At 48.9% G+C, this 24,643-nt stretch carries 21 protein-coding genes; 15 read left to right on the forward strand and 6 right to left on the reverse strand.

The features are described from left to right. Positions 1-5 precede the first annotated feature (5 nt). From ABH899_RS18030 to ABH899_RS18050, 5 genes are all read left to right on the forward strand, one after another. Positions 6-977, forward strand: a complete 972-nt coding sequence (locus tag ABH899_RS18030; protein ID WP_369998975.1) for a cysteine peptidase family C39 domain-containing protein — start codon at positions 6-8, stop codon at positions 975-977. A gap of 40 nt (positions 978-1,017) precedes the next feature. Next, on the forward strand, positions 1,018-1,734 hold the full coding sequence (locus ABH899_RS18035) for a thioesterase II family protein (protein WP_369998977.1): 717 nt from the start codon (positions 1,018-1,020) through the stop codon (positions 1,732-1,734). A gap of 20 nt (positions 1,735-1,754) precedes the next feature. Beyond that, the gene (fabD, locus tag ABH899_RS18040) at positions 1,755-3,035 is read left to right on the forward strand and encodes an ACP S-malonyltransferase (protein ID WP_369998980.1); all 1,281 of its coding nucleotides are present in this window, start codon (positions 1,755-1,757) and stop codon (positions 3,033-3,035) included. Positions 3,036-3,049: 14 nt separating this feature from the next. Further along, positions 3,050-4,438 carry a M20/M25/M40 family metallo-hydrolase gene (locus ABH899_RS18045; protein WP_369998983.1) on the forward strand — a complete coding sequence of 463 codons (1,389 nt, stop codon included), beginning with the start codon at positions 3,050-3,052 and terminating at the stop codon, positions 4,436-4,438. A gap of 572 nt (positions 4,439-5,010) precedes the next feature. Next, on the forward strand, positions 5,011-5,133 hold the full coding sequence (locus ABH899_RS18050; protein WP_369999068.1) for a TraB/GumN family protein: 123 nt from the start codon (positions 5,011-5,013) through the stop codon (positions 5,131-5,133). 167 nt (positions 5,134-5,300) lie between these two features. On the opposite strand, the gene ABH899_RS18055 is transcribed toward ABH899_RS18050, so the two are convergent. The 3 genes from ABH899_RS18055 to ABH899_RS18065 form a co-directional block, all read right to left on the reverse strand. Further along, positions 5,301-5,909 carry a TetR/AcrR family transcriptional regulator gene (locus ABH899_RS18055; RefSeq protein WP_369998986.1) on the reverse strand — a complete coding sequence of 203 codons (609 nt, stop codon included), beginning with the start codon at positions 5,907-5,909 and terminating at the stop codon, positions 5,301-5,303. Between the two features lie 18 nt (positions 5,910-5,927). Beyond that, a complete protein-coding gene (locus tag ABH899_RS18060) occupies positions 5,928-6,608 on the reverse strand; it encodes a CPBP family glutamic-type intramembrane protease (protein WP_369998988.1) in 681 nt (226 codons plus the stop codon). Positions 6,609-6,957: 349 nt separating this feature from the next. Next, positions 6,958-7,503, reverse strand: a complete 546-nt coding sequence (locus ABH899_RS18065; protein ID WP_369998990.1) for a cupin domain-containing protein — start codon at positions 7,501-7,503, stop codon at positions 6,958-6,960. 144 nt (positions 7,504-7,647) lie between these two features. On the opposite strand from ABH899_RS18065, the gene ABH899_RS18070 reads away from it, so the two are divergent. Together ABH899_RS18070 and ABH899_RS18075 are read left to right on the forward strand one after the other, a co-directional pair. Next, positions 7,648-9,030, forward strand: coding sequence for a D-serine ammonia-lyase (locus ABH899_RS18070; RefSeq protein ID WP_369999071.1), 1,383 nt, complete (start codon positions 7,648-7,650; stop codon positions 9,028-9,030). Positions 9,031-9,201: 171 nt separating this feature from the next. After that, positions 9,202-9,690: a YfbM family protein gene (locus ABH899_RS18075; RefSeq protein ID WP_369998993.1), complete on the forward strand. Its 489-nt coding sequence runs from the start codon at positions 9,202-9,204 to the stop codon at positions 9,688-9,690. A gap of 635 nt (positions 9,691-10,325) precedes the next feature. On the opposite strand, the gene ABH899_RS18080 is transcribed toward ABH899_RS18075, so the two are convergent. Next, complete coding sequence (locus tag ABH899_RS18080; RefSeq protein ID WP_369998996.1) at positions 10,326-11,228, reverse strand: SDR family oxidoreductase; 903 nt, start codon at positions 11,226-11,228, stop codon at positions 10,326-10,328. 249 nt (positions 11,229-11,477) lie between these two features. Next, positions 11,478-12,488 carry a DUF3500 domain-containing protein gene (locus ABH899_RS18085; protein ID WP_369998999.1) on the reverse strand — a complete coding sequence of 337 codons (1,011 nt, stop codon included), beginning with the start codon at positions 12,486-12,488 and terminating at the stop codon, positions 11,478-11,480. A 189-nt stretch (positions 12,489-12,677) separates the two neighbouring features. On the opposite strand from ABH899_RS18085, the gene ABH899_RS18090 reads away from it, so the two are divergent. From ABH899_RS18090 to ABH899_RS18120, 7 genes are all read left to right on the forward strand, one after another. Beyond that, a complete protein-coding gene (locus tag ABH899_RS18090; RefSeq protein ID WP_369999002.1) occupies positions 12,678-13,262 on the forward strand; it encodes a TetR/AcrR family transcriptional regulator in 585 nt (194 codons plus the stop codon). Between the two features lie 405 nt (positions 13,263-13,667). Beyond that, positions 13,668-14,123 carry a DinB family protein gene (locus ABH899_RS18095; protein ID WP_369999005.1) on the forward strand — a complete coding sequence of 152 codons (456 nt, stop codon included), beginning with the start codon at positions 13,668-13,670 and terminating at the stop codon, positions 14,121-14,123. Positions 14,124-14,521: 398 nt separating this feature from the next. Then, the gene (locus tag ABH899_RS18100; protein WP_369999008.1) at positions 14,522-16,024 is read left to right on the forward strand and encodes an alpha/beta hydrolase family protein; all 1,503 of its coding nucleotides are present in this window, start codon (positions 14,522-14,524) and stop codon (positions 16,022-16,024) included. Between the two features lie 400 nt (positions 16,025-16,424). Beyond that, complete coding sequence (locus ABH899_RS18105; protein ID WP_369999011.1) at positions 16,425-16,877, forward strand: VOC family protein; 453 nt, start codon at positions 16,425-16,427, stop codon at positions 16,875-16,877. A gap of 264 nt (positions 16,878-17,141) precedes the next feature. Continuing rightward, positions 17,142-18,287, forward strand: a complete 1,146-nt coding sequence (locus tag ABH899_RS18110; RefSeq protein ID WP_369999014.1) for a hypothetical protein — start codon at positions 17,142-17,144, stop codon at positions 18,285-18,287. A gap of 558 nt (positions 18,288-18,845) precedes the next feature. Beyond that, positions 18,846-19,688 (forward strand): hypothetical protein, encoded by an 843-nt coding sequence (locus ABH899_RS18115; RefSeq protein ID WP_369999016.1) that lies wholly within the window; start codon positions 18,846-18,848, stop codon positions 19,686-19,688. Between the two features lie 638 nt (positions 19,689-20,326). Further along, on the forward strand, positions 20,327-21,691 hold the full coding sequence (locus tag ABH899_RS18120; RefSeq protein ID WP_369999019.1) for an SMI1/KNR4 family protein: 1,365 nt from the start codon (positions 20,327-20,329) through the stop codon (positions 21,689-21,691). 316 nt (positions 21,692-22,007) lie between these two features. On the opposite strand, the gene ABH899_RS18125 is transcribed toward ABH899_RS18120, so the two are convergent. Then, a complete protein-coding gene (locus ABH899_RS18125) occupies positions 22,008-22,652 on the reverse strand; it encodes a TetR family transcriptional regulator (RefSeq protein WP_369999021.1) in 645 nt (214 codons plus the stop codon). Positions 22,653-22,867: 215 nt separating this feature from the next. Here ABH899_RS18125 and ABH899_RS18130 point away from each other — a divergent pair, with 215 nt between their 5' ends. Beyond that, entirely contained in the window at positions 22,868-24,517 is a 1,650-nt protein-coding gene (locus ABH899_RS18130; protein ID WP_369999023.1) for an FAD-dependent oxidoreductase, read from the forward strand. Positions 24,518-24,643 lie beyond the last annotated feature (126 nt).

Below are 24,643 nucleotides of genomic sequence, written 5' to 3' on the forward strand. Positions count from 1 at the left end.
GAACGATGAAGCTGTCGATGAAAAGGAAACCGTTTAACGAGTTTTGGATGAACTGCATGCTGAACCAGGCGTTTTCCATTGCGGTGTCGGAGGAGCCCAGCTACAGGGACGCGGCGTATTTGAACATTTACCGGTACTATCCTTGGGAGGCCGCAACGGACAAAGACTTCCGCTATCCGACTATCGACACGCTGTATTATATGGACGATCCGGCCAGATTCCCGCTGTCGCAGGTGATCCGCTATATCGAGCCCGGTCATTTCCGCAGCAAGGAGACGGTGCTGGATGAAATCAGGGCGATGCTGGAGGGCGGACGCAACTTGAGCGTAAACGTCGATCTGTATGACTGGCTGCCGGGCAGCATGGCCTGGAAAAGGTTCCATTGGTATCATTATTCGCTGTTTAACGGATACGACAAGGAGCGGGGCACCTTCTACGTCATTGACGATACGCTTGCGGGCTACGAGGAGCACGAGGTGCCGGAGGAAAGGCTGCTCAAGGCGTACGGCAACTCGGAATACAACGTGAACCCGGACTATTTGGGGCCTGCCTTCTACGTATACAACTTGCAGGAAAAGATTCAGCCCTACGAATTGAAGCTGGCTGAAGTGGTGGTAAATGCGGAGCGGCTGGCGAGGGAGCTTGGCGAGTTCTCAATAGAGGGCATGTGGAATGTAGATTCCGACCCGGAGAAGAAGCAAGCTCATTTGACCTATGGCCTTGTCGGCGTCAACATCATTTGCAACCGGCATATCGCCAACATGTCGCTGCTCCGCTCCTTGCGGGAGAAGAGGCTGATCGGCGAAGCGCTGCATGAGTCGCTGTCCGGTCAGCTTGGCGCAGTAAGGGACGGATGGGATCTGGTGAAGGACCGCTTTGTGACGGGGGACTTCGAACGCGGCAGAGAGCTGGCGCTCGCGGACGATATGTTCGCGAAGGAAAAAGCGTTCTGGGCCACGCTTGTCGCCGGCGCTTAAAGGCCGCTTGCGTCAACATGTTACCCGGGAGGCGAGCGTTATGACGATATCTTTAATTTGTTTGCCCTATGCAGGAGGCTCCGCACAAGTGTATAAGCGCTGGACGAACCGGCTGCATCCTGGCGTGCGTCTGGTGCCGGCCGAACTGGCGGGCAGAGGAAGCCGCATGGACGAGCTGTTCTATGCCGACGCGGCGGAGGCCGTGCGGGATTTGCTGCCGCTGGTGCGGGAGACGGCGCTTGGCTCCGATTCATATGCTTTATTCGGCCACAGCATGGGAAGCCTGCTTGGGTATGAGGTGCTGCATGCGCTGCGGGAAGAAGGATTCCCGCTGCCTGCGGCAGTCTTCCTCTCCGGCAGAGGGGCGCCGCATTGCGAGCAGAAGGAGACTCGCCGGACCCATATGCTTCCGGATGACGAATTTCTCGAGGAACTGAAACGGCTCGGTGGCATGCCGGGCGAGCTGTTCCGGCATCGGGAGCTGCTGGATATGTTTATGCCGATCCTAAGAGCCGACTTCAAGCTTGTCGGCGAATACGAGCATCGAATGCGGCCGCAGCTGCCGCTCCGGCTCACCATCTTGAGCGGCAAGGATGACGGCAGCGTCAAAGGCCCGCTCGGTGAATGGGAGCGTTATGCGACGGGAGGCTGCGAGCTGATGCCGTTTGATGGCGGGCATTTTTTCCTGCATGAGCGGGAGCGCGATGTTGTAGCGGCGATAAACAAAATGCTGACCGAGGCGCCTGCCCCGATCTGACCTGAGGAGCGTGATGGAAGATGCTGAACAAACATGCGATATGGTTTCCCGGTCAGGGCTCGCAGCGCGTCGGAATGGGAAAAGCGCTGAGCGAGCGGCATGCGGTTGTCAAAGCGACGATGGAGGAAGCGAATGAAGCGCTGGGCATGCGTCTTGACAGCCTGATGTATGAGGGACCGATAACGGAGCTGACTCGGACAGACAATGCCCAGCCCGCCATTCTTGCGCTTGGCGTGGCGATGTACCGCGTCTACAGCCGGGAATGGGGATACCTACCTGCGATGGCCGCCGGCCACAGCCTGGGCGAGATTACTGCTTTAACCTGCGCGGGAGCCATAACGTTCCCGGATGCGCTCAGGCTCGTACGCCGCCGCGGCGAGTTGATGCAAGGGGCCGCCGCTGCCGGAATCGGCGCGATGGCCGCCGTGAACGGGCCGAGTCCCGATGTTGTCGCAAAAGTATGCCTGGAAACCAGCGCAGGCTGCGCGGACGGAAGCCGTATTGTAGTGGTATCGAATAGGAATTCAGCGCGGCAAACGGTGATTTCGGGCCACCAAGAGGCCGTCCATGAAGCGTCGGAAAGACTGTCCGCCCATGGGGCCGCAGTCATTCCGCTGCAGGTAAGCGCACCGTTCCATAGCCCGTTAATGGCGCCGGCGGCGGCGCAATTTGCCGAAGTGCTGAGCCGCGTCTCGTTTGGAGAAACGGATTTTCCCGTAGTTTCCTCCTTGACGGGGAAGCCGTACGGAAATTCGGCGGAGATCGCGGGTATGCTCGCAAGGGGATTGACGGACCCCGTCAATTGGCCGGCGGTCCTTGCATTTCAGAAGAGCATTGGCGTTGCCGCTGCCGTGGAACTGGGTCCGGGCAATGTATTGAAACGGCTGGCTCCACCGGACGGACTGCGCGTATTCGCTTTTGACGACAAGGAGGACGAGGCGCATTTGGTTGAAGCAAGCTGGCAAACGGACGCTTATTCGATTGAACTGCTGAATCGTTGTCTGGCTATCGCCACATGCGTCCGCAACCGCAACTGGAACGCGGCCGAATATGAACAAGGCGTCGTTCTTCCATACCGCGGCGTGCAGCAGTTGGTCGAGCGGCTGCGGGAAACGGGAGAGCAAGTGGCGGAGGCGCATATTCGGCAAGCGCTGGCGATGCTGGAATCTGTGTTTCGCACCAAAGGCACGTCCGCCGAAGAGCGGGAGCGGCGGCTTGCAAGACTGCAAGGTGAGTTCGGCCTGCCTAGCTTGCCAGGCGTTTCTCCTGCCGACCGGCCATACGCGGGCAGTCTATTATAGGAAGGAGTGGGGGCATGGGTATCCGGCTGGTCGATGACGAGTTGGAACAGGATGGAGTCGAGCGCCCTGCGGAACTCCCGTCTCCCGTGGAGATTTTGCAGGCATTGATCCGTTTCAATACAACCAATCCGCCGGGCGAGGAAGCCGCATGCATCATGTACATCCGGCAACTGCTTGAGGATGCGGGCATTGAGACGCGGATCTGTGCGCTAGACCCGGCCCGGCCCAATCTGCTGGCCAGGATAAAGGGCAGCGGGGAAGCGTCTCCGCTGCTGCTGTACGGGCATGTCGACGTCGTTGGCGTCGACAAGCAAGCCTGGAGCCGCGACCCGTTCGGGGGCGAGATCCATGACGGCTTCGTCTGGGGGCGGGGCGCGCTTGATATGAAAGGCGGCGTGGCGATGCTCGTATCGGCTTTCCTCCGCGCACATGTCCGCAAGCTGCCGCTGCGCGGCGATCTCATTCTGGCGATTGTCAGCGACGAGGAAGCAGGGGGCGAATACGGGGCTTCCTTCCTCGTAGACCGGCATGCCGATTATTTTGCGGGCGTAAAGTATGCGCTCGGCGAATTTGGCGGCTTCGCGTTTCATGCGCTGGGGAAAACCTTTTATCCGATTATGGTGGCGGAGAAGCAGCTGTGCTGGCTCAAAGCGACGATTCGAGGAGACGGAGGCCATGGCTCCATGGGCAAGCCGGGAGCCGACTGTATGGCGCAATTGGGGAACATGCTTCAATCGCTTAGCAGGAATAAGCTGCCGATACGTGTTGTACCGGCGGCCCGATTGATGATTGAAGGCATGGCCGCCGCACTGCCACTGCTGCCGGGGCTGCTGTTGAGAGGGCTGCTGCGTCCCCGGCTGGGCGGCCTCATCCTGAAGCTGCTGGGGGAAAAGGGCGGGACGTTCGCCCCGCTTCTGCGTAATACGATTAGCGCGACCGTCGTTCGCGGCGGCGAGAAAATCAACGTTCATCCAAGCGAAATTACGGTCGAGCTGGACGGCCGAACGCTGCCGGGCGTCACTCCGCAGCAATTTATGGACGAGCTGCGCCGATTCGCGATTCATGATTCGATCGGACTGGAAGTGCTGCGCCATGACCCATGCGCCGCAGCTCCCGACATGGGGATGTTCGGTTTGCTGTCCGATGTGCTGAAAGAAGCGGATAAGGAGGCCGTTCCGGTGCCGATGCTGCTGCCCGGAGGAACGGACGGAAGATTGTTTGCGAGGCTGGGCATCCAAACCTACGGTTTCCTGCCCATGCCGCTGCCCGAGGACATGCAGTTTACCAAACTGATTCATGCGGCGGATGAACGCATTCCCGTAGAAGCGGTCGGGTTCGGCACGGATGCGATTTACCGGGTGCTGGAGCGGTACGGAGCGCAGCCGCTGTCATCGGATGATTAGAGCAGCTTGCCATGCACATGCCGTTACCGTTGACCGATGCAAGGAACATGCACGTTGTGCATAGAAGAAAAGCGCAAGTTCAGGGCGACTCTCGCCGGGGAATGATCCTATAGCGTGAGACAAATAAAAGCACCTTCAAGAAAAAGCTTCCATGTCGTAAGATGTGGAGGACAATTTTGGAGGTGTTTTTGTATGGAGAACAAGAGTGAACTATCCGTTGGAAGCGAAGATGCAAGCGATACAAATGGGATTGGAGGGTGTCACCGGGGGCGAGGTTATGAAGCGGTTAAACATCCGAAACAGGTCCCAATTAACAAACCGGATCCAATCAACGGGAAGAGTGATGACTCTTACGGGAATGCTTGATAATAAAACATCTCCCCTTGTCTCAGCTTGCTCTAGAATCGTTTTTATCGCTTTTGATAGTTTATCTTCATTTTTTGAACTCATTGAAAAAATATAGTTCACATAATATATGTTATGTTTTCTATAGGTCCAGGAGATACTCACGCATGATTTTTTAAGAAGTAAAAAGTATTTCCACAACATTTCCAAAACACGATATTCGTTTAATAGAATCTTCATTCGCTACAAAAGAAACGTATATGGTTGTAGTTGAAATGCTGCATACGCTGGGCGATCAGGGGATAGTCCCGTTGCTGGAGAAGGAAGGCTTTAAAGTGGAAAGGCAGTAGCATTAAGATCATTCACCGCTCACGCTTGGCGCGGCTTTTATTACGCACATATTTGTGAAAAACCATCGCTAACCTAGCAATGGTTTTTGATATGCTCTGAGATCCGGAATAGAATCATGTACTTGTCATCCGGGATGCTGCATGAAAGTAAGTATGTTTCTCATTTTTCAGTTGGGATCATCAATCGATATTCCCTTCAAAAGCAGTTTGATCGCCTTGACATGAAGGGCTGCATATTCTTCCCCGCTTAATTTCGGCATCGTTAGGCAGAGCTGCGTTGCGCCGGCTATTGTGGACATTACACCGAAACTCAATGTTTCGATATCTTCATTAATAAAAACGCCCTGGTCGATCCCTTTTTGGAGCACATGTTTTATTGCACGATAGGCTGCATCTGTGATCTCTCTCAATGTAGCCAATGCTTCGGATTCACTGGAAAGTGTTCTGGCATACTCTTCGAGCGCGTGGAGTAATGGACTTTCACAATCTCTTCCGAATAAATCAGCCATTTCAAGCAACTGCTGGCTGGGAGAGTTGGATTGCTCGGCCAAATGAAGCCACTTTTGTGACATTTGTTCCGAATGCTGGGTAAGCAATTGGAGAAGGAGCACCTCTTTGTTTTTAAAATGATGGTATAAATTTCCTTTGCTCATCTGTGTCAAGGCACATAAGTCGTCCATTGTAGCCCGATCATAACCTTTTTCAATAAATAACAACTTCGCATGGTTTAAAATAATCGTTTTTGCTTCTTCTGCCGGCAACCGCCTTCTGCTCATAAGCTCCTCCAGGGAACCTTACAAACGGTTCCTCTTCTGTTTGAAAAATTGAAAAGCGCTATATGAAATAACGATAGCAAAAATCCCAAAGAATGCTCCTTGCAGGTAATACAACGGTCCAAAAATTCCGTAGTTTAGCATTTCGGGGTTTAGTCCATGGATCAGGGCAAATGTCAGGGAAGTGAGGAGGATAGACCAGAATACACCGCCTCTTAATGATCTGAACATACGGTACATATATCCTCTGAACAAAATCTCTTCAGCAGCACTTTGAATCAAAATCAAAGGTGCAGTAACAAGGAGTACGCCTAACCACGGAAGCGGATTGAAATGAAGTGTAAAGGCTTGAGGATGCACGGCGATATCGACAAGTAAATACAGGATAAGTGCCATTACGTACAGTGAAAAATAATTCGCAAACTTTCGGTAATTAGGCCTTTTACCTTCAAACAAAAATGCTCTAAAACGAATTTTGAAAAAATATCTGGTAACGATGCAGACTCCGAGAATCAGGAAAAAAAAGGACAAATAGAGCGTGATCAAACTAGGTAATCCTGAGCGAGTAGCGGGAACTAAAGCATTCATTAGATCTAACCATAATAAAGTGCCTCCTTGCCAAATAATGAAAATGACGATAAGCCCTGCTAAAGATTTGAAGTTGAATGATATCGGCGGTTGGAGCCCATAGTTTTTTTCCATGAGATGCACCCCATTCTCATTGTAATTACCGACTATACAGTCGGTAATTACAATATACTTACTTATCCGCGATAGGTCTGTCAACCCAATGACAACAACTCATATTTCATCCCTTAGCGCTTGTAGAGAAGATGGACAGAAAAGTATCATCCTCGAAACCAGTAAAAAAGCACTCATCAGAGTGCTTTTTTACTTATATACTGCATGAAAAGAATATCGAAGTATTAGACGGGGGATATTCGGCGAGCTTACCCCGTTAACTGGCACGGATCGGGGAACCGGATTCTATAGAGTATCATACGCGGCTATACGGAGGATCTATGAGTACCGCGTATTCGTATAAGCAAAATTAAAAAGCGGGCGGAGTCACCGAAAAAAGTATGGCAGCATGTTCATTAAAATTATTTTCCCATTTATGCTTCATTTGTGCTGGTATTTTTACACTATCGCCAGGTTCCAATATGTATTCTTCATCGGCTAAAAACACTTTAATTTTCCCCTCCAATACAAAAGCAACTTCTTCTCCTTTATGCTCCATCTGTTTCTCAGATGAAGCAGTGTTCGGTGGAAAATTCATAATTGCCGTTGCCAGATTTCCAGTAAAATCAGGCGAAACTAGCTCATAAGATAAGTTTTCAATGACCATTTTCTTTCGGTCATTAGATCTAACCACTAAATCAACCGTGTTGGTTTCCTCAATGAAAAAACTAAATGTAGGAACTTCTAGAGATTTCGCTAAAACCTTAATAGTCTGAATAGAAGGGTTTGCCAAACCGCGTTCGATTTGGCTCAACATGGAAGGCGTTATTTCAGCTAACCTTGCTAATTCTCTAGCACTAAAGCCTTTAGCTTTTCTATATTTTTCAACCTTTTTACCGATATCTATATTTTCCATTCCAATGCACCCCTTGATAATCAGTCGTTAATTATGATTAAACAATATTAATTATGACTTAACAGCAGAAGCCGTTTGTGTTAAACTGTACTTAACATATATTAAATTTTATTTTACCTGGTTTTGATGACTATAATCAAGTCAATGAGGGGGATCGCCAAAGTGAAAGAGTTTGAACTCAAAGAGCTGCAAACATGGAAAGAACACTATCCTTTACTAAACAAACTCATTTCGACGAAAGAAATAGTGTGGTTAAATCCTAATCTTGAAAAGTTTGAAACAGGAATTAAAAAATCCCCCCTTACTCAAGATGATGTAAGGGATGCAGAGGAAAGGTTGAAACGTTTTGCTCCCTATATTGCCAAGGTTTTCCCGGAAACAAAAACGATGAATGGGATAATAGAATCTCCTTTAAAGAGAATTCCTTCCATGAAACAATCCTTAGAGCAAAATTATCAGCAGCCTATATTAGGTGAATTGTTGCTTAAGTGTGATAGTCACCTTCCCATATCGGGGTCTATAAAAGCAAGAGGCGGGATTTATGAAGTTCTCAAACATGCAGAAGAATTAGCTCTTCAACATCAATTGCTGACGATTCAAGATGACTATTCCATTTTAGATAGCGATAGGTTTCGAACATTCTTCTCACAATATTCAATCGCGGTAGGCTCGACTGGAAATTTAGGACTTAGTATCGGCATAATGAGTGCGAAGTTAGGCTTTAATGTAACCGTTCATATGGCGGCTGATGCAAAACAATGGAAAAAAGACCTGCTTCGAAACAAAAATGTTCATGTAATTGAATATGATTCGGACTATAGTAAAGCAGTAGAGGAAGGTCGGCTCCAAGCAGACGGTGACCCTTCCTGTTATTTTGTAGATGATGAAAATTCTCATGATCTGTTTTTAGGATACGCAGTAGCAGCATCTCGATTAAAAAAACAATTGGAAGAGTTAGAGATAACAATTGATGAAAATCATCCTTTGTTTGTTTACCTTCCATGTGGAGTAGGTGGTGGTCCTGGCGGTATAGCTTTTGGATTGAAGTTATTGTATCAAGATCATGTTCACTGTTTCTTTGCAGAACCTACCCACTCTCCATGTATGTTACTTGGTTTAATGACCGGACTTCACGATAAAATTTCCGTACAAGATATTGGGATTGATAATGTAACAGACGCTGACGGACTTGCTGTTGGAAGACCATCCGGATTTGTGGGTAAAACCATAGAACCGTTTCTAAGCGGTAATTATACGGTGAGCGATGAACAATTGTATACGTTATTAAAGGATCTAGTTGATACAGAGGGAATTCATTTAGAACCTTCGGCACTGGCAGGCATGATAGGGCCTATTAAATTAAGGAAGGAAGGAACCGATTATTTACTCAAGCATAATTTAACGGAAAAAATGAGTAAGGGTGCTCACATTATTTGGGGGACTGGCGGAAACATGGTTCCTGAAGAAATGATGAGGCAATATTATCAAAAAGGATTGAATTTAACACAAACAAAAAAGAACCCCTAATTGGGGCTCTTTTTTGTTATATGTTATCTATGGAAGAGCAACCTAGGCTGGAACTTTTTGGGGCTAAAACTTGTCATTATGGTAAATGTTCCTTGAAATACACAATTCCCGAATGTTACATTTTGATAGGGCCGTATAGTCACTACTAAAAATGGAAAGAAGGCTGATAATATGGGAATGCGTGGATATTACTTTGCTATGGATGATAAGCTGGTGCAGCAAATCGCAGCAGGCGACATTGCATTGAAGAGTTTGAAAATAGACGATTATCCCGGACTGGACATTGATAGATCCTGGGAGGCGATTCACTACTTGCTTTGTGGAGATATTTCCGATGGAGAGCCCCCTCTTGGCTATGTTGTTCCGCTGACGTCAGACAAAGGCATCGATTTTGGCTCATTCGGGGCGTTTTCCTTACGCGCCGAGCAAGTTGCAGCTGCGCTTCAGGCTATGTCTGAGCTGGATGAAGCGCAGCTCCGCTTACGGTATGATTTCCCGGTCATGCTCAAGGAAGAGGTGTATCCTCTTGAGGCTGGCATTGTTTCAGACGAGGATGCGGACGAGTTCTTTGCCTACATGCTTCAGCATTTTAACGAAATCCGGCGTTTCTACAGCCAAACCGCAGCCGAGGGCAAAGGTCTCATCTTCTATATTTTCTGATTCCAATCCTTTGAATCATCGCAAGCGGCAAATAAATCCTTGCATAGGCTCGTGGGGTTCCTCACCTAACTTCATATTGGTGGACATAAGAAACGACCCCTAACGAGGAAGCCAGCCGCTTATATGAATAGGTTGAACATGGGGCTTCAAGTTCCAGACATCGCTAAAGCGAGCGGACTTTCAGAAGCGGAAGTGGAATCTCTGAGATAAGCTTGATAAGTTAGGACAGACCGAACCGCGGAGCTTGGAGATTCCGGTTCCAGCAAAAAAAGCACTCTGATGAGTGCTTTTTTCTTTTATATTGCATTAAAAGAAGTATGAAGTTCTAATTGAAGCGGCTGATGAGGCGAACCAGGCGGAGTATTTTAGGTTCGAACGCAGAGCTTCTATTCGGAAGCAAGGCGGCGTAAGCAGATCGAGACCTGAGGGAGAAGATTCTACATACGCGTCAACGATCCACAGCAGATCCGAAGAGCTCGGGTGCAACCCGCTGGCAGCGAGCTTCGGTACCGCCAAATTGATGGCGACGACAAGGCCCACGACCAAGATAGCACACGCGCACACGCAAGGCAGAACCAGCCCAGACTGCCGTGACGGGTTCACGGTATCAGGGGACATTGTCTGTGGGGCGCTTATTATTGCCCGGCTTCCTTGTATGCACCGGCCAAGATGTCATCAATTAGAGTCGGCCCGGCGGGCGTCCATGCGAGCAGTTCACGGGTGCGTTCGCTGGAGCCGTTCATGGATAGTTTGAAGAATTTGCCGACAAAACCGAAATGCGCAACTGCATCCTCCGGCGCGATCATGGCCACCGGGATATCGAGGGCGCGTCCGATGGCTTCGGCGATCGCCCTGGTGGAGATGGTTTCCTCTGCGACCGCATGCAGGCGTGATCCGGCCGGCGCCTTCTCGATTCCAAGCCGGATGAGCTTGGCGGCATCGGAACGGTGCACCGCGGACCATGCGTGGGAGCCGTCACCGATGTACCCGGACACGCCATGCTTGCGTGCAGCGCTCACCAGGAAATTGACAAAGCCCCAGTCTCCGGCCCCGTGAACCGTAGGTGCGAACCGGATGATGATAGTCCGTACTCCGCGACCGACGAAGTCGAGAGCGAGGTTCTCAGCGCCGCCTCGGTGAGAGTCCGGGCTCACGTCAGGCGACGGGTCCGTCTCCAGTACCGGCCGCCCCTGAAACAGACCGGACATTCCAGTCGCGACCATGAAAGGCCGGTTGGTACCGACCAGCGCCTCGGCAAGGGTTTCGACTGCAGCCCGCTCGGCACGGTCAGACTCCGCCGGATTTGCAAAGTCGTGCTTGTTCGCCAGGTGAACGACAGCCTCCGCCTCGGCCGCCCCGCGGCGGAGGGAGTCGAGGTCATCGAGGTCCCCGTGCAGAACCTTCGCGCCTTTCGCTTCGAGCGACGCAGCAGAGACGTCCGACCGGACCAACCCGACGACCTTGTGTCCAGCTTTCAGCAGCTCATCTACGGTGGCCGATCCAATCCACCCTGTTGCTCCAGTGACAAATACATTCATTCGTGTTACCTCCTTGCAGCCCTTCTAGGGGCTACGGCATATTTTTTGCGGTTACTCGCATCATCAGAATACGAGACGACATCCGTTCTCTTTAATTACGAGACAATGTGTAGCTTAATATACTATAAACGGTGCATGGTGTCCAGTATTTTATTGAAGCAAGGCGTGTGTGAAAGCCGTCTTAGCGACAAGAGGGCTTATAACCCCGGCGAACAGGGCCGAAGACGCGGTGAAGGCGACGGCTTTGGGTTAGGAGGCGGTTCCGCCGTAATCCGTGTTTTTGTCGCGCCACACTGCGTGCGGATGCGGATCCGAGAAAATGATTCCGTTGCGCATGGAGAACTCAATCCACACAGACGGGCCGTCGATACGAATGTAGTCCCTCGGTTTGCTCATAGAGGTTGAGCCCGAATAACCGACGTACGTGGAATCGAGTTCGTTTTCATAGCCGGCAAGGATCCTCGCGGCGTTCTCTTTGTCGATGCTGCCGACATACGTCTCAATTACCGCTAATAGCAGAGCCCTCTGGTTCCCGCGCAGCTCGGGGCCCCGAATGCCCACAGGTATAGTCGGGAATTCCCAGTCGCTGCCCGGGCCCAGCAAGAGGTCGCGGTATTTACCGAGAAGCTTGGCCACGGCTAACTGGTCATTGTCGAAAGAGGCAAGCAGCGCCACGAAGGCTTTCTGGTTCTGCTGCTGAGGCTGATCGCTGACACCGTTGTATTCGAAGGTCGTGAACGGCTCGATGCCGCGGAACGAGGGCGTCGCACCAACGAGGACACCACCCGCGTAGGTGTTGGTGACGGCCAGATGGTGTCCGCCGAATTGCAGTACCCACGTACCTGAATCGGATGGGGTGCCGAGGAAGGCGACGTAAAAGTTTTCCCGCCCGTAGTCTCGGCCTCCGCCATGATCGCGGAGATAGTCGTCGGCGTTAAGTATCTGTTGGATTTCGTCATAACCCTTGCTTTTGAAGGAACCGGTAGCCGCCGCGAGCAGGGCGTTCAGCGCCGTCCATTGCTCTTTTGATAGTGTGCCGATCCGTAAGCCGCAGTGACCGCGGCGACCGAGCGCTGCCTGAGGATAATTCGACCAGTTCACTGCGTTCTTAAGCGAAAAGTCCTGGTTCAAATCGCGGAGCTGGTCTTTGGAGAGCGTTGCTGCGAACGCCTGCGCGAGCTCGACGACTTTGCCGTTCGATGTTGATGGGCAATTGAACATATTGAACACGTTCGTCACTCCAGTCGTAAATATGTGCATGATGATTACGTTCTCCTTCTACGTGCATCCATTGAAACGCCCGGCAACCGATTTGGAAAGCGGCCGGTCGATGTCGTAATGTTATATTTTCAAGACACCATGTACCGAAATTTTAACAAATACGAGACATTGTGTCTACATATAATCAAGAAATGGACAAGGAGCAACGTCCCCTTGTATAATTGAGACATGGACAAAGCACACAATCCCGTCGGCCGTCCCCGAAACGAGCAAGCGAGGACGGCTATTTTAAATGCAGTTGACGACCTCTTGATCGAGGTCGGGTATGCGGCAATGACGATGAAGGGCATCTCCGAGCGGGCCGGAGTGTCCAGGCAGACCGTGTATCGATGGTGGTCGCACAAAGCGGAGATCCTCTTTGAGGCCAGCGCAGCCGATGCGGAGGAAGAGCTTGCGATTAGTCTCTCAGGAGATCCCTTGGACGACGTCACGGCCTACCTGGAAGCACTCCTGCGCTTCCTAGCGCACTCACTGGCCGGTGCCGCCTATCGGGCACTCCTCGGTGAAGCGCAGCATGACTCCGTCGTGGCGGAGCTGCTCTCCGCGAAAGACCCGCTCGGCGATAGCGCTCGTGTCGTGATCGAGCGCGCGCTCGGGAAGGATACGCTGCCAGTCCCGCTCGACCAGGCCACTGCCTTGCTGATCGGACCGAGCTTCTTCTGGATCTTGAGCGGACGCGATCCCGCTCAACTTGTCCCGCGGGAGCTGGCCGAGAATTTTATTCGCGACCTCCAGGCGCGACAGTCCCGGTGAACGAAGGCTCATCCCGGCGACGGCGCTTCCAAAATTTCATAGCCGAACTTTAAACGAAGAAAGACGTACGATGAGAGATCACTGCAAAACCCTTGTTTTTTTGTTGAACAGGGCTTCAGAGAACCGACTACATGAGTTGATAAGTAAAATGCAGCGCGTATCGTTAGGATGCGGGCTGCATTTTACTTATCAACATCGTCATTCGTTTGGCATTCACCACAAAGGCAGTCAGCATCGTCTGTATTCGCATTCGAATAAAACCCTTGAAAATGCACGTTTCTCCTTGGAAGTGTTACAGCAACAAGGAATTCACCCAAAAAAGGTTGTTTTAGTTCATTCAAATGATTAAACTAACGGATAATAGTAGGTTCAAGTAATCGATGAGACGAAGAGGGGGAAACCGAAATGAAGACGATCAAGTGCATGATGGAGCACCTGTACTGGGCGGACGGACGCATCTTGGACGCGCTCGAGGAGAGTGAGACGAAGAACAAGGACCTTCTGAAGCTGGTTCGGCACGTCGCGGCCGCGGAACGAGTCTGGCTGTCCCGATTGCAGGGCAAGGGCAGCACGCAATATTCGTTATGGGAGGAAGCGGAAGACCTGACGGCGATCCGGACGATGTTCGAAGAAAATGCCGAGCAATATCGCGTCTATATCGAAGGGCTCGAGGAAGCCGAGTTGGACGAGATGATCGACTATGCGAACCAGAGCGGGGTTCCGTTCCGAACGTCCGTCCGGGACATCCTGTCGCAGGTCGTCTTACATGGGCAATATCACCGGGGACAGATCAACCGGGCACTTCGGATCGAATCGGCAGAGCCTGTCCAAGTCGATTACATCACGTTCGCGAGGCTCTAACAGGGCCTAATAATCACCAGTACTCGGAATGGGATTGACATTGAACTAAAATCCTTCCGAAATTAAAATACAATAATATAAGGGTCCTTTTTAGTTTAAAGGGGATGTTTGTGTCGGAGGCTATTGACACAAACATCCCCTTTTGCGATTTTGGAATGATTGAAGCAGCTGCGCCAGCTTAAGATCGTCTTCTACAATCAGGATACTAAACATAGGACTTGGCTCCTTAAGCGGTACTCTTTCAAACTGAAAAGAAACCGTTTTACGAGTCCTCCAATACCGCAAGATCGAATTACAAACTTGTAAGATAGATGTAAGGCAAATCGATAGCTTAGGCCAGCCTGGCAGGATAAGATTGGAACAAACGAAAATAGAAATTTTTTAAAAGGAGAATCGAGATGAGGCTGTTTGAACTGCTGATTTTTTTGTCAAACATCGGCTTGTTTGCATTAACAGTCCTATTAAAAAAAGGACGGCGTAGAATTCCAGTATTCGTTACAAGCGGGATCGCCACACTTTTACTGGTCATTCATTGGACGGTGGAAGGATGCAGAGTTCAGCTATTTTTCCCATATTGCATAACGATCATTTTTTTAGCGATTTCAGGTTATAGCTATTTTAAAAAAAACGGCCAAAAAAAGACCCCGCGATTCATGTTGGGTTCAGCTTATACCGCTATAGCGATAATGCTGGTCGTAACAGCGGGTCTCATGTATGCTTTTCCTGTATTTAAACTACCTGAACCGACAGGTGAATTTAAGGTAGGAACGCAAGCTTTTCATTTCGTGGATACAAATAGGGAAGAGATTTTCGGCGAAGCCAGAGGTGCTAAGAGAGAATTGATGGTTCAGGTATGGTATCCGGCTCAAGCTGGCACCGGCAAGTACGCTCCCTTTATTCCCGATACCCGGATATTACGTTATATGGCCGCGAACTATGGCCTTCCCGGGTTTACTTTGCAACACCTGAAGTACGTATCCAGTCATGCTTATTCGGGGGCCGAAGTCTCTTCGGCACAGGCTTCATACCCGCTGATCCTTGCGAATCCCGGCTTCGGCTCTTCCAGGTTCCTCCACACGTCACAAGCCGAAAATCTCGCGAGTCACGGATATATCGTGGCAGTGATCGACCACACCTACAATACATTTGCAACCGAGTTTCCGGACGGTCGAATCACGACCAGCTCAACCAACGACTTATTCTCGCCAGACCATGACTACCGGACAGAAAGCGGAAATCGCGACAAGTTGGGAAAAATTTTAACCGACGATGTGGCGTTTGCACTGGACCAATTCGAGCTCATCCAATCGGGGCAGATTCCAAGTCATCTAAAAGGAAGGATGGATCTCGGTCATGTCGGGGTGTTCGGTCATTCCATCGGCGGAGCGACGGCCTATGACGCTGCTTACGATCCGCGAATCGCGGTTGGAATCGACTTGGATGGAGCGCTTTATCGACTGCGTGATAGAGAGGGTCTGCGAAAGCCGTTTTTGTTCATGAACTCGGAAAGCGAATTCGAAAGATTAAAGATGGTGATGGATAACCACGCCTACACGGAGGCAGAGCTTAAACGTATGGGCAACACAAGAGAGTGGATGGATCAAGTAACGGAAGACAAAAAGTTAGAGCTTGAACGGATGCGCGAATCGGTCGACTCAGGGGGACAATTCCTCTATATCGAAAATTCGGAGCATTTGAATTTTACCGACGTACAATTCATTTCTCCGATATTCAAAATGCTGGGCATTACAGGAAAGATTGCGCCCGGAAGAGCGAACTCCGTTATCGATGCCTATATGCTGGATTTCTTCGATATGTATCTGAAAAATCAAGGCGGAAGCTTAATGAAAGGACCGGATAGGCGCTTTCCGGAAGTGAAGTTCGTAACCTCGCTATTATAAATTACGGAACAGGCTACCGATTTTGATAATGCTCCCCTTCAAGTAGACAGGTTTACTAAATAACCGCTACTTGAAGGGGAGTTTGCCTTTGTCTAAGAAGAACGAATACAATGCGATTGAGAAACTAGCCATAGCGCAGGATGTCAAAGTCCTGCTTTGTCTTGATAATCCTCATTCTTTAATTCCTCCTGAAAAAGAAAATGCCACCTCGAAAAGGGGTCTTGAGCCAGGTCACGAATATAATATATGTACCAAATATTGCTTGAACCGGGTTTAAGCTATATCGTAACTCCGAATTGTTAAAGTATAAAATATTAGGAGTTTTAGAATTGGTAATTCTTGATAGAATAAATATGAAGAAGATCAGGTAATAAATTTGTACACATAAGGAGATCAAACTATGGCAAAAAACAAATTACTAAGAATGGACAATGTTGGCATCGTCGTAGAATCCCTTGATGACGCAATCTCTTTCTTCGAGGAGATTGGCTTGAAGCTCGAAGGGCGAGCTACTGTCGAAGGTGAATGGGCTGGTCGCGTAACCGGGCTGGGTTCACAGTGTGTAGAGATTGCTATGATGGTTACCCCAGATGGCCACAGCCGACTTGAGCTTTCGCGATTTCTCACCCCCCCTGCTATATCAGATCACCGAACTGCTCCTGTAAATTCCCTCGGTTATCTACGCGTCATGTTCACCGTTGAAGACATTGACGAAATGGTATCCAGACTCACTAAGCATGGTGCTCAGCTCGTTGGCGAAGTGGTTCAGTACGAGGACTCGTATCGGCTCTGCTACATTCGTGGAAATGAAGGACTTCTAATCGGTTTGGCGGAACAACTCGGTAATAAATAAGTGACGCCAGAAAAGCAGTGTGGTAACGGAGAACGATAGTTGAAGAAAGCGAACTGAAAATGGGCCATCCGCGAAGGATGGCCCTAAAACTTGCCGTTACAGACAGCGCTCAATGGGTGGGTGGAAAGTTTTTCAATGAAGCATCTTGTTCACACGACATCTCAAGTCTGAAACTTAATTTCCAACAAAAAACCATGGACTGTTAGAATCGCTTTTTGACTCCATTATTGGATGTGAAACAAAGGTAGGAGGAAAGGATCTTATATGGGAAACCGGACGTTCCTGAGCGTTACAAACGCCGATACAGATTCAGTCGATTATGAGAATATAGCTTTCGAGACGAATAATTTTCTCGCTCCAGTATGGTTTTGTCTGGTCAGCCAAGAGCAGTTCCAGCGCTATAGCGGGCAGCTTATGCAAGCATGGAGCAAGATTCAACCCCATATGGACCAACCGGATGTGGAGGATCTGCCTGAGTGGGAATGCTTTTCCAAGGCATTCCAATGGCAGATTCCATGGGCGGATGCTGCAGAGCAGTTGCGCCTGAGTTTACCCGGCACGCTGGCCCATTTCCCTTCGCTTGCCGCTCCTGTACATGAGTGGCTGGAAACCTTATCGACCCATGTACAGCGGTATTCTGCTGCCGTTATTCATCTGGAGCTTTCGCAATATTTCTCGTTCACGGGCGATCCCGCCCTCTATCTGAAAGACATTCAAGAATACGTTGCCCTCTGGCAGTCGCCGCATCCCTCGCAGGAGAAGGTCTGGCAGGGAGCGGCCGATAACTTCTATATGCTGAATGGGGAGCATTTGCCATGGAGAGAACGTACGGTAACTCAGACGGAGCAAGCTCTGGAAATTCAGCCGGCACAGTCCATTCCTCCAGCATCTGGGAAGCGTCAGCCCAAATGGCGGCAGGAGCTCTACATATGGTTGCTTGCGATTCTGTCCGCAGCCCTCTTTTTTACCGTCTATGTGAAGACCTCCAGTGGTTGGTTGGCGGTGCTCGGTTTCCTCATCCCCTCTCTGTTTATCGTTTTGTGGAATGTGATTATCGGCCCTAAAAAAACCTCCCGCCATCGGCTGGAGGAGGCCACGACCTTGAAGAGGAACAGTACCCCCTCTCATGCTGTGCTCAGGATTGAGTATTTCGATGGGCATTCACCTATTGGGGTGGATGGCATGGAAACCGGCCCTTCGGAGGATAAATCATTACCGGATCTTATCCCCTGGCTGCAAATCATGCAAGCGAAGGTGCTTTCATCTCATGAGGTTGAGCTCATGATTTCTACTAAAAATCCACCAGTCTCTACCTTACAACTTCATGTGAAGCTGGATGAACAGCTGGTAGCCAAGGATACCGTATCAGCGGTAAATGCCATTGTGTTGGCTCATAAAATGTCCGTTTAACTGCAATGACTTCGACCTCAACAAGAAAGCCGTTCTTACAGTATTGCACAGGCGTGATATGTAAATTATTTTTGAAAGATAAAATATGAAAAAAATTACGGTTCACAAGATAAAACCATATTTTTAAATATCCATCTGTGCAATGGGGGTTGCACAATCTCCCTAGCAATTTAAGTATGGAGCCTGCAGAAAATAGTAGCTACGGAACCAGACTATAAAATATAGTGGAGGTAAAACGCTTACGCTTGAGAAAATGAAGGTATCGGATTCGCTCAGTTTGATTAAAATTTGGTCTGATCCAGATGAATACTAATTGTTTTACTGATGAAAATCAGGCAAAAGATATGATTAAACTCCTTGATGAACTTTTAAGTCTCTAGAAAAGGGATGGAAGGGCATGCCACTTCTACTCATAATCACATATCTGAAAGGGCGTCCGTTGTTATGAAGCGTATAAGGGAGATAGAGGCGCTGGATGTTGGCACTGATTTCAGTGTTTTTTATGTGATACAATTAGTAGAAAGGGTAGAAGTTGGCAATTAGGAACGGAGGGAAAGCTTGCTTAAGTGGAATAGCGATGTATGGGGAAAGCTGACAGGACCGTACAGTTCTGCAGAAAACGTATCTGTGTTATTGCAGCAGCTAATGCGGCAATATAGTCAGGAGATTTTTGATGAAATCTTTCAAGAGTACTTGTACCATCAAAATACGATATATACGGCTACATATGCAGCGATGCCGTTTTTGACACAAATAGCATGTTCTACATCAGATGCTGAAGTGCGCAAAGAGCTGTTTGTAAATTGCGGTATAATCGAGGCAAGCCGTGATGGGCACGATGAGGAGCCATTTCCAGAATCTTGGGCTGAACTGGCTGAAGATGTAGGCAGCTCTGTCTGTACTGAATTGTATCGTGAATATTTAGAGGCCATTGGTAAACTCAAGGCGCTTACAAAGGAAGTATTCACCTATACAGCCCATCATTCCATCGATGAGACGGAGAAACGTTTTATTCTTGTTGCGGATGCCGCTTATCGAGGTTCGTATATGCTTGCCGATATGTTGATGACTTTTATTAACGGGGATGAGTATGTGGCCGTGTGTCCGGCCTGCGAAAATGATGTATTCATCTGGCCTCATGAAGATAATTCTGTAGAAATCGAAATACTGCAAGCCTATGAACAAGATCCCGTCTTTCACACTGATCAGGAATCCCATGTGATCGTCCCGGTCACGTCATTTGCAGATGAAGAAATACGAACATTAGCGGAGCGGGCGGAAGCGATCGGGGAGCAAACATTGGTTAGGCATCTGTATTATTTAGCGGGGGAAACATTATGTCCATCCTGCCGTGAGAAAATTTCCGTATGGCCGTCTTTACTTAGCACATTTTCAAAGTAGACCGCAAGTTAAGGAGACGGTGAAAAAAGAATATGGTTTATGTTAACCAATTGGATCTCTAGGAGCTGTCACGCTGCGACAAGCTCCTTCTTATTTTTCGCCGATAGCCCCGTTGAGGTGAACCTTATCATAAGTTGGGCGAAAAAATCTACATTTTATGTCGTTAGGAAGATGTTTATTGTATCATCCCAACATGCTAGCATAGAAATTATTGATAGGAACTATGACACTTTTTTAAAAGATCAAAATCTGATCGAATTGTAGTTTGTTACTATATCGCTTTGACGTTGTAGGATGGGAGGGCCTGTTCCATTCACTATCCTTAACCACGGGAAAGCTAGCTTTCGTGCAGTGCCTTTACGTCAGGCCACCGAACGGCAACGTGACAGTATCTGCTCCACTCTCAATGAGCGACTCAGCAAGTTCGACAATCAGCGACGTCAATCGGAGCGGGAACACACTCCGGCAAGACGCTTTACGCTTGGGGCAAGCAATATTCACGGTTTGCTAACTACACCGATCTTCAAACCTGTCTGACTACGAATGTTCTATGCGCACTGAACGCTGCGCTTGTACGTGGCGTGACCGTGGCGGGTAAGCGCTTCAAGCTTGAAAAATTGAAATAAGGAAGTGGCGAAATGTCAAAAGAATTGTTGGACAAGCTGCAAAGCTGGTATGACGATGATCAGCACGACAAAATTGTTGAAGCGATCGAGCAACTACCTGAATCGGAGCGGGACTACGAATTGGTGGGTCATTATGGCCGAGCGCTTAACAACTTGGGGCGCTACACGGAAGCGTTGCAACAGCTGCTGTCGGTAGAACAGCAAGGAAGACAGGATGCAACGTGGAACTGGCGCATCGGCTATTCTTATTTCTACATGCATCAATGGGAAAAGGCGCTCTCCGCATTCGAGCAGTTCGATCGTCTGGAGCCTGGCAATGCAGATGTGGATAAGTACATAGAGGCTTGCCACGATATTATGGTGAGACAAGCTGTGGCGATCAGGGAGATTACTCGTGTGCCTTTCCGCGAGCGCGACTTCAGTCAGTTCTGGGAGATGAGCGATTATGCGGACAAGAGTTATGTAGAGGCGCCGCCTACTGCCGAGATGATTGCTTCTATAGAAGAGGAGCTTGGATACAAGCTTCCGGCAGATTATATTTGGCTGATGCAGCAGCAGAATGGCGGCATACCGGTCAATACTTGTTTTCCGACTGCCGTCTCGACCTCTTGGGCGGAGGATCATGTAGCCATTACGGGCATTATGGGGATCGGGCGCGAGAAAGCTTATAGTCTGGGCGGCAGTTTGGGCAGCAATTTTATGCAGGGAGAATGGGGCTATCCGGACATCGGGGTTGTCCTGTGCGATTGCCCGTCGGCAGGGCATGATGTCATTATGCTGGATTATCGCGCATGCGGCCGGGACGGCGAGCCTGCAGTTGTACATGTGGATCAAGAGGCTGGTTATTGGGTTACCTTCCTTGCGCCTAACTTTGCGACTTTTATCGCAGGACTGGTCAATGAGGAAGTATTCGATACCTCTGAACAGGACAAGCTCGATGATTTGGACAAGGTGGAGTATGCGCAATTCTCATCTTTATTGCGATCTTTATGCGAGAAAGCCGACGGAATAGATCGGATTGAAGCGGTCATTCGCAATATTTGCACCCAGATCGTAGAGGACAAAGGCTATTTCGCTTTTCATGCGGACGAGTTGTCCATGCTGATGTATGATATCCAGTTCTGGTTGTACGCCGGGGCAAACCCGGGAGTGACGCGAGCGCAGTATTTGGCGGAGTACGAAAAGATGATCGCCTTTGCGCAAGGCTTCAGCACAGGAGGATACGCGCCAGATTTTGTTTCCAGTTGGCTGGATGAACGGATCAAGCAGGGAGATATCGTAAACAAGGGAGGCGTGTTGAGCTTTACGGCGGCTGCAACGGAGCGGTTAGTGGGTAAGCTGATAGCGATCGAATCTGGCTTGGGTGATGAAGGGTGAGTAACTACAGCTGACAGAAACCAAAAATAATGAAACATTGCATCATGCTTGATATAACCAAAATGTGGATATGATGCGGGAGTATGTAATTAACGCGAAAGCGAATAGTCTAAATAAAAAGCTAACTGATTATTCAAATCCGATAAATGGAACACCCTTGCAAATAGCGTGTAGAGTAGGGAATCTGGTTATAGTGAACTTTTCGGGAAGCCTTGCGACGCTTGATTTTGAATAAAAAAACCGCCGTCTGTCGATGCGACGGGCGGCTTTTTCATTTAGGCAGTGGGGACGGCGGGGAACGAGCGGTAACGGTATTTCAAAAAAATTTGTCTGATGCCATCGCTTCATTTCCACCTGCGACAATTAATTTAAGCCCTGTCATGAAATTTTCGTCATCCGTACCGCCGACATTAATAGCTTCCATAATGTTTGTTAATTCGCCGCTGTTTATTGTACGCTCGGGCAGCGTTTCCCAGTTTTGCTCGTCCGCCTGTTCCTCAATCACACAGCCAAATGTATAACGAATAACGGTAAGCATAACAATTCTGGCTGTTCGTATATCCATTCCTGCACTGCGAAGGGAGGCAAAAGAAACTTCCAAAAACTTCGCTAAAGTTCCATTGGGAAAAGGATGCGCGCCGGCTATCACACGCCCGCCATCAGGATAAGAGAGCATAGCCTTACGAAACAATGTGATATGCTCAATCAGCCAATCCTGCCAGGACTGCTCCCTTTCCCTTGGAACGAAATTTCCCATCTTTTTTTGTAAGATATGCTCGGCCATGTAGTCCACAATCATGGCTTTGTTTTTTAAATGCCAGTAAATGGCCGGGGCTTTGACACCTAGCTTTTTTCCAATATCACGAATAGATAATTCGTCATATCCTTTTTCAGCCAGTAATTCAAGCGCCGCTTCGACGATTTCCTGTTGTCTTTTGCTTAGTTTCAAATGATCTTCCATGTTCGCACCTCGTTTATTTAATTATAAGACATAACAAGCGAATTTAACAGTGTTACATTAGTTTTGTATACTCGCTTGACAAATGTTCTTTAACACCGTTATAGTAAAAATCAATATAACACCGTTAAGGAGGAAGGCGAAGATTTGCTGGTGATAGAAGTACATGGTTTAGTCAAAACAATTGGAGAGAATAAGACAGAAAGGATTGATTGGATATGATGTCTAAAAAAATCACTAATGTTCCTGTACTGATTGTCGGAGGGGGATTGGCCGGTCTTTCCGCAGCGTTATTCTTGTCGCGGCATAGCGTACCCTATGTACTTATTGAACGTCATCAAAAAACGAACATTCATCCAAGGGCGCGGGGCTTAAACTTTCGGACAATGGAATTATATCGAGAACTGGGGTTGGCTAAAGCAATCGAAGAGATCGGCACGCAATTGGCCAAAGGCAAAGGGTGGTACACGGCCCATACATTAAGAGAGGCAGAGTTTGATCCGGAAAAAATGGATATCCCCAAAATACTGCCAGAGTCTGTGAAATCGTATTTTGCTACCCTTAAAGAGATAAGTCCTGCTTCCAGCGTCCGTGCTACACAAAATCTGGTCGAGCCCATCTTGCTTGAAGCAGCTCACGAACGTGGGGGGGATCTTCGTTTTCATACAGAATTGACTGCTTTTGAACAAAATGAAGACCATGTTAGGGCTACCGTTCTCAATCGTACAACGGGTGTTGAAGAAACCATAGTAGCAGACTATATGATTGCTGCTGACGGTGCAAAAAGCCCGGTTCGTCAAATGCTGAACATCAAGATGACCGAAATGAATTCACACGGTCATATCATTAATATTTATTTTGAAGCAGATCTCGAACATTTTGTAAAGGGACGCGAATTCAGTGCGTGCAACATCACACGTACCGGGGCGGCAGGCGTGTTGCTTGCAATTAATAATCGTGACCGTTGGTGCTATCACGTTTCTTATGATTTTGAAGGCGGTGAGACTGCTGCTCATTTTTCAGAAGAACGATGCAGGGAAGTCATACAAAAGGCGATTGATTTACCGGATCTCCAAGTAAAGATATTGAGTGTGTTGCCTTGGGAAGCAGCGGAAAAGGTCGCTGAGCAATTTCAACAGGATCGCGTCTTTTTAATTGGGGATGCAGTTCACCTCATGCCGCCGACTGGAGGTTACGGAGCCAACACGGGTGTACAAGACGCTCATAACTTAGCATGGAAATTGGCAGCAGCCGTTCATAAAGCGGCCAGCCCTGAACTGTTGAAAACTTATGAGGCTGAACGTCGTCCCGTCGCCCAAATGACGGTTTCAGAGGCCGGGCGAGTCGCCGACACGGGTGTGTTTTCGGCCATGAAAAAACAGACGGAAAAGAGAACATCTCCGTTTGACGATCTGATTGTATCGGTTGGCTATCATTACGAATCCAAAGCCATCCTTAAACAGGATGCCGCTCCTTCATCGCTCGATCATTTTGAACTAAAGGGGCGCCTCGGTACACGGGCCCCTCATATTTGGGGCGAATACCAAGGTAGGGAATGTTCCACGCTTGACTTGTTAGGATTAGGATTTGTTTTGTTTGTAGGGGAAAAAGCCGAGGGATGGGAGGATGCGGCGAAATACGTATCCGGGCAGTTTGGTGTCAAAATTAATACTTATAGCGTAGGACAGAATGGAGATTTCATTGACAAAGATCATGGCTGGCAGAATGCTTATCAAGCCAAGGAAAAAAGCGTTGTTCTCGTTCGCCCAGACGGTTTTGTATGTTGGCGTTGCGAAGAACATATCGAGCAACCGATCTTAACATTGGAAGAGGTTTTTGCCCAACTTCTCGGCAAAAAAAGAGCTTAACGTAAACGTCAAATAACCCCCGTCTGTTGAGTGGTCAAGACCCCATTTAACGGACAAATGAAAAAAGCCTAGGCTGCAAGCTGGCGTCGATATTCCATCGGCGTCAGCTTGTTTAGCTTTCGCTGC

Origin of the sequence: Paenibacillus sp. RC84, from assembly GCF_041260495.1 — a bacterium.
In the GTDB taxonomy this organism is placed as follows: domain Bacteria; phylum Bacillota; class Bacilli; order Paenibacillales; family NBRC-103111; genus Paenibacillus_F.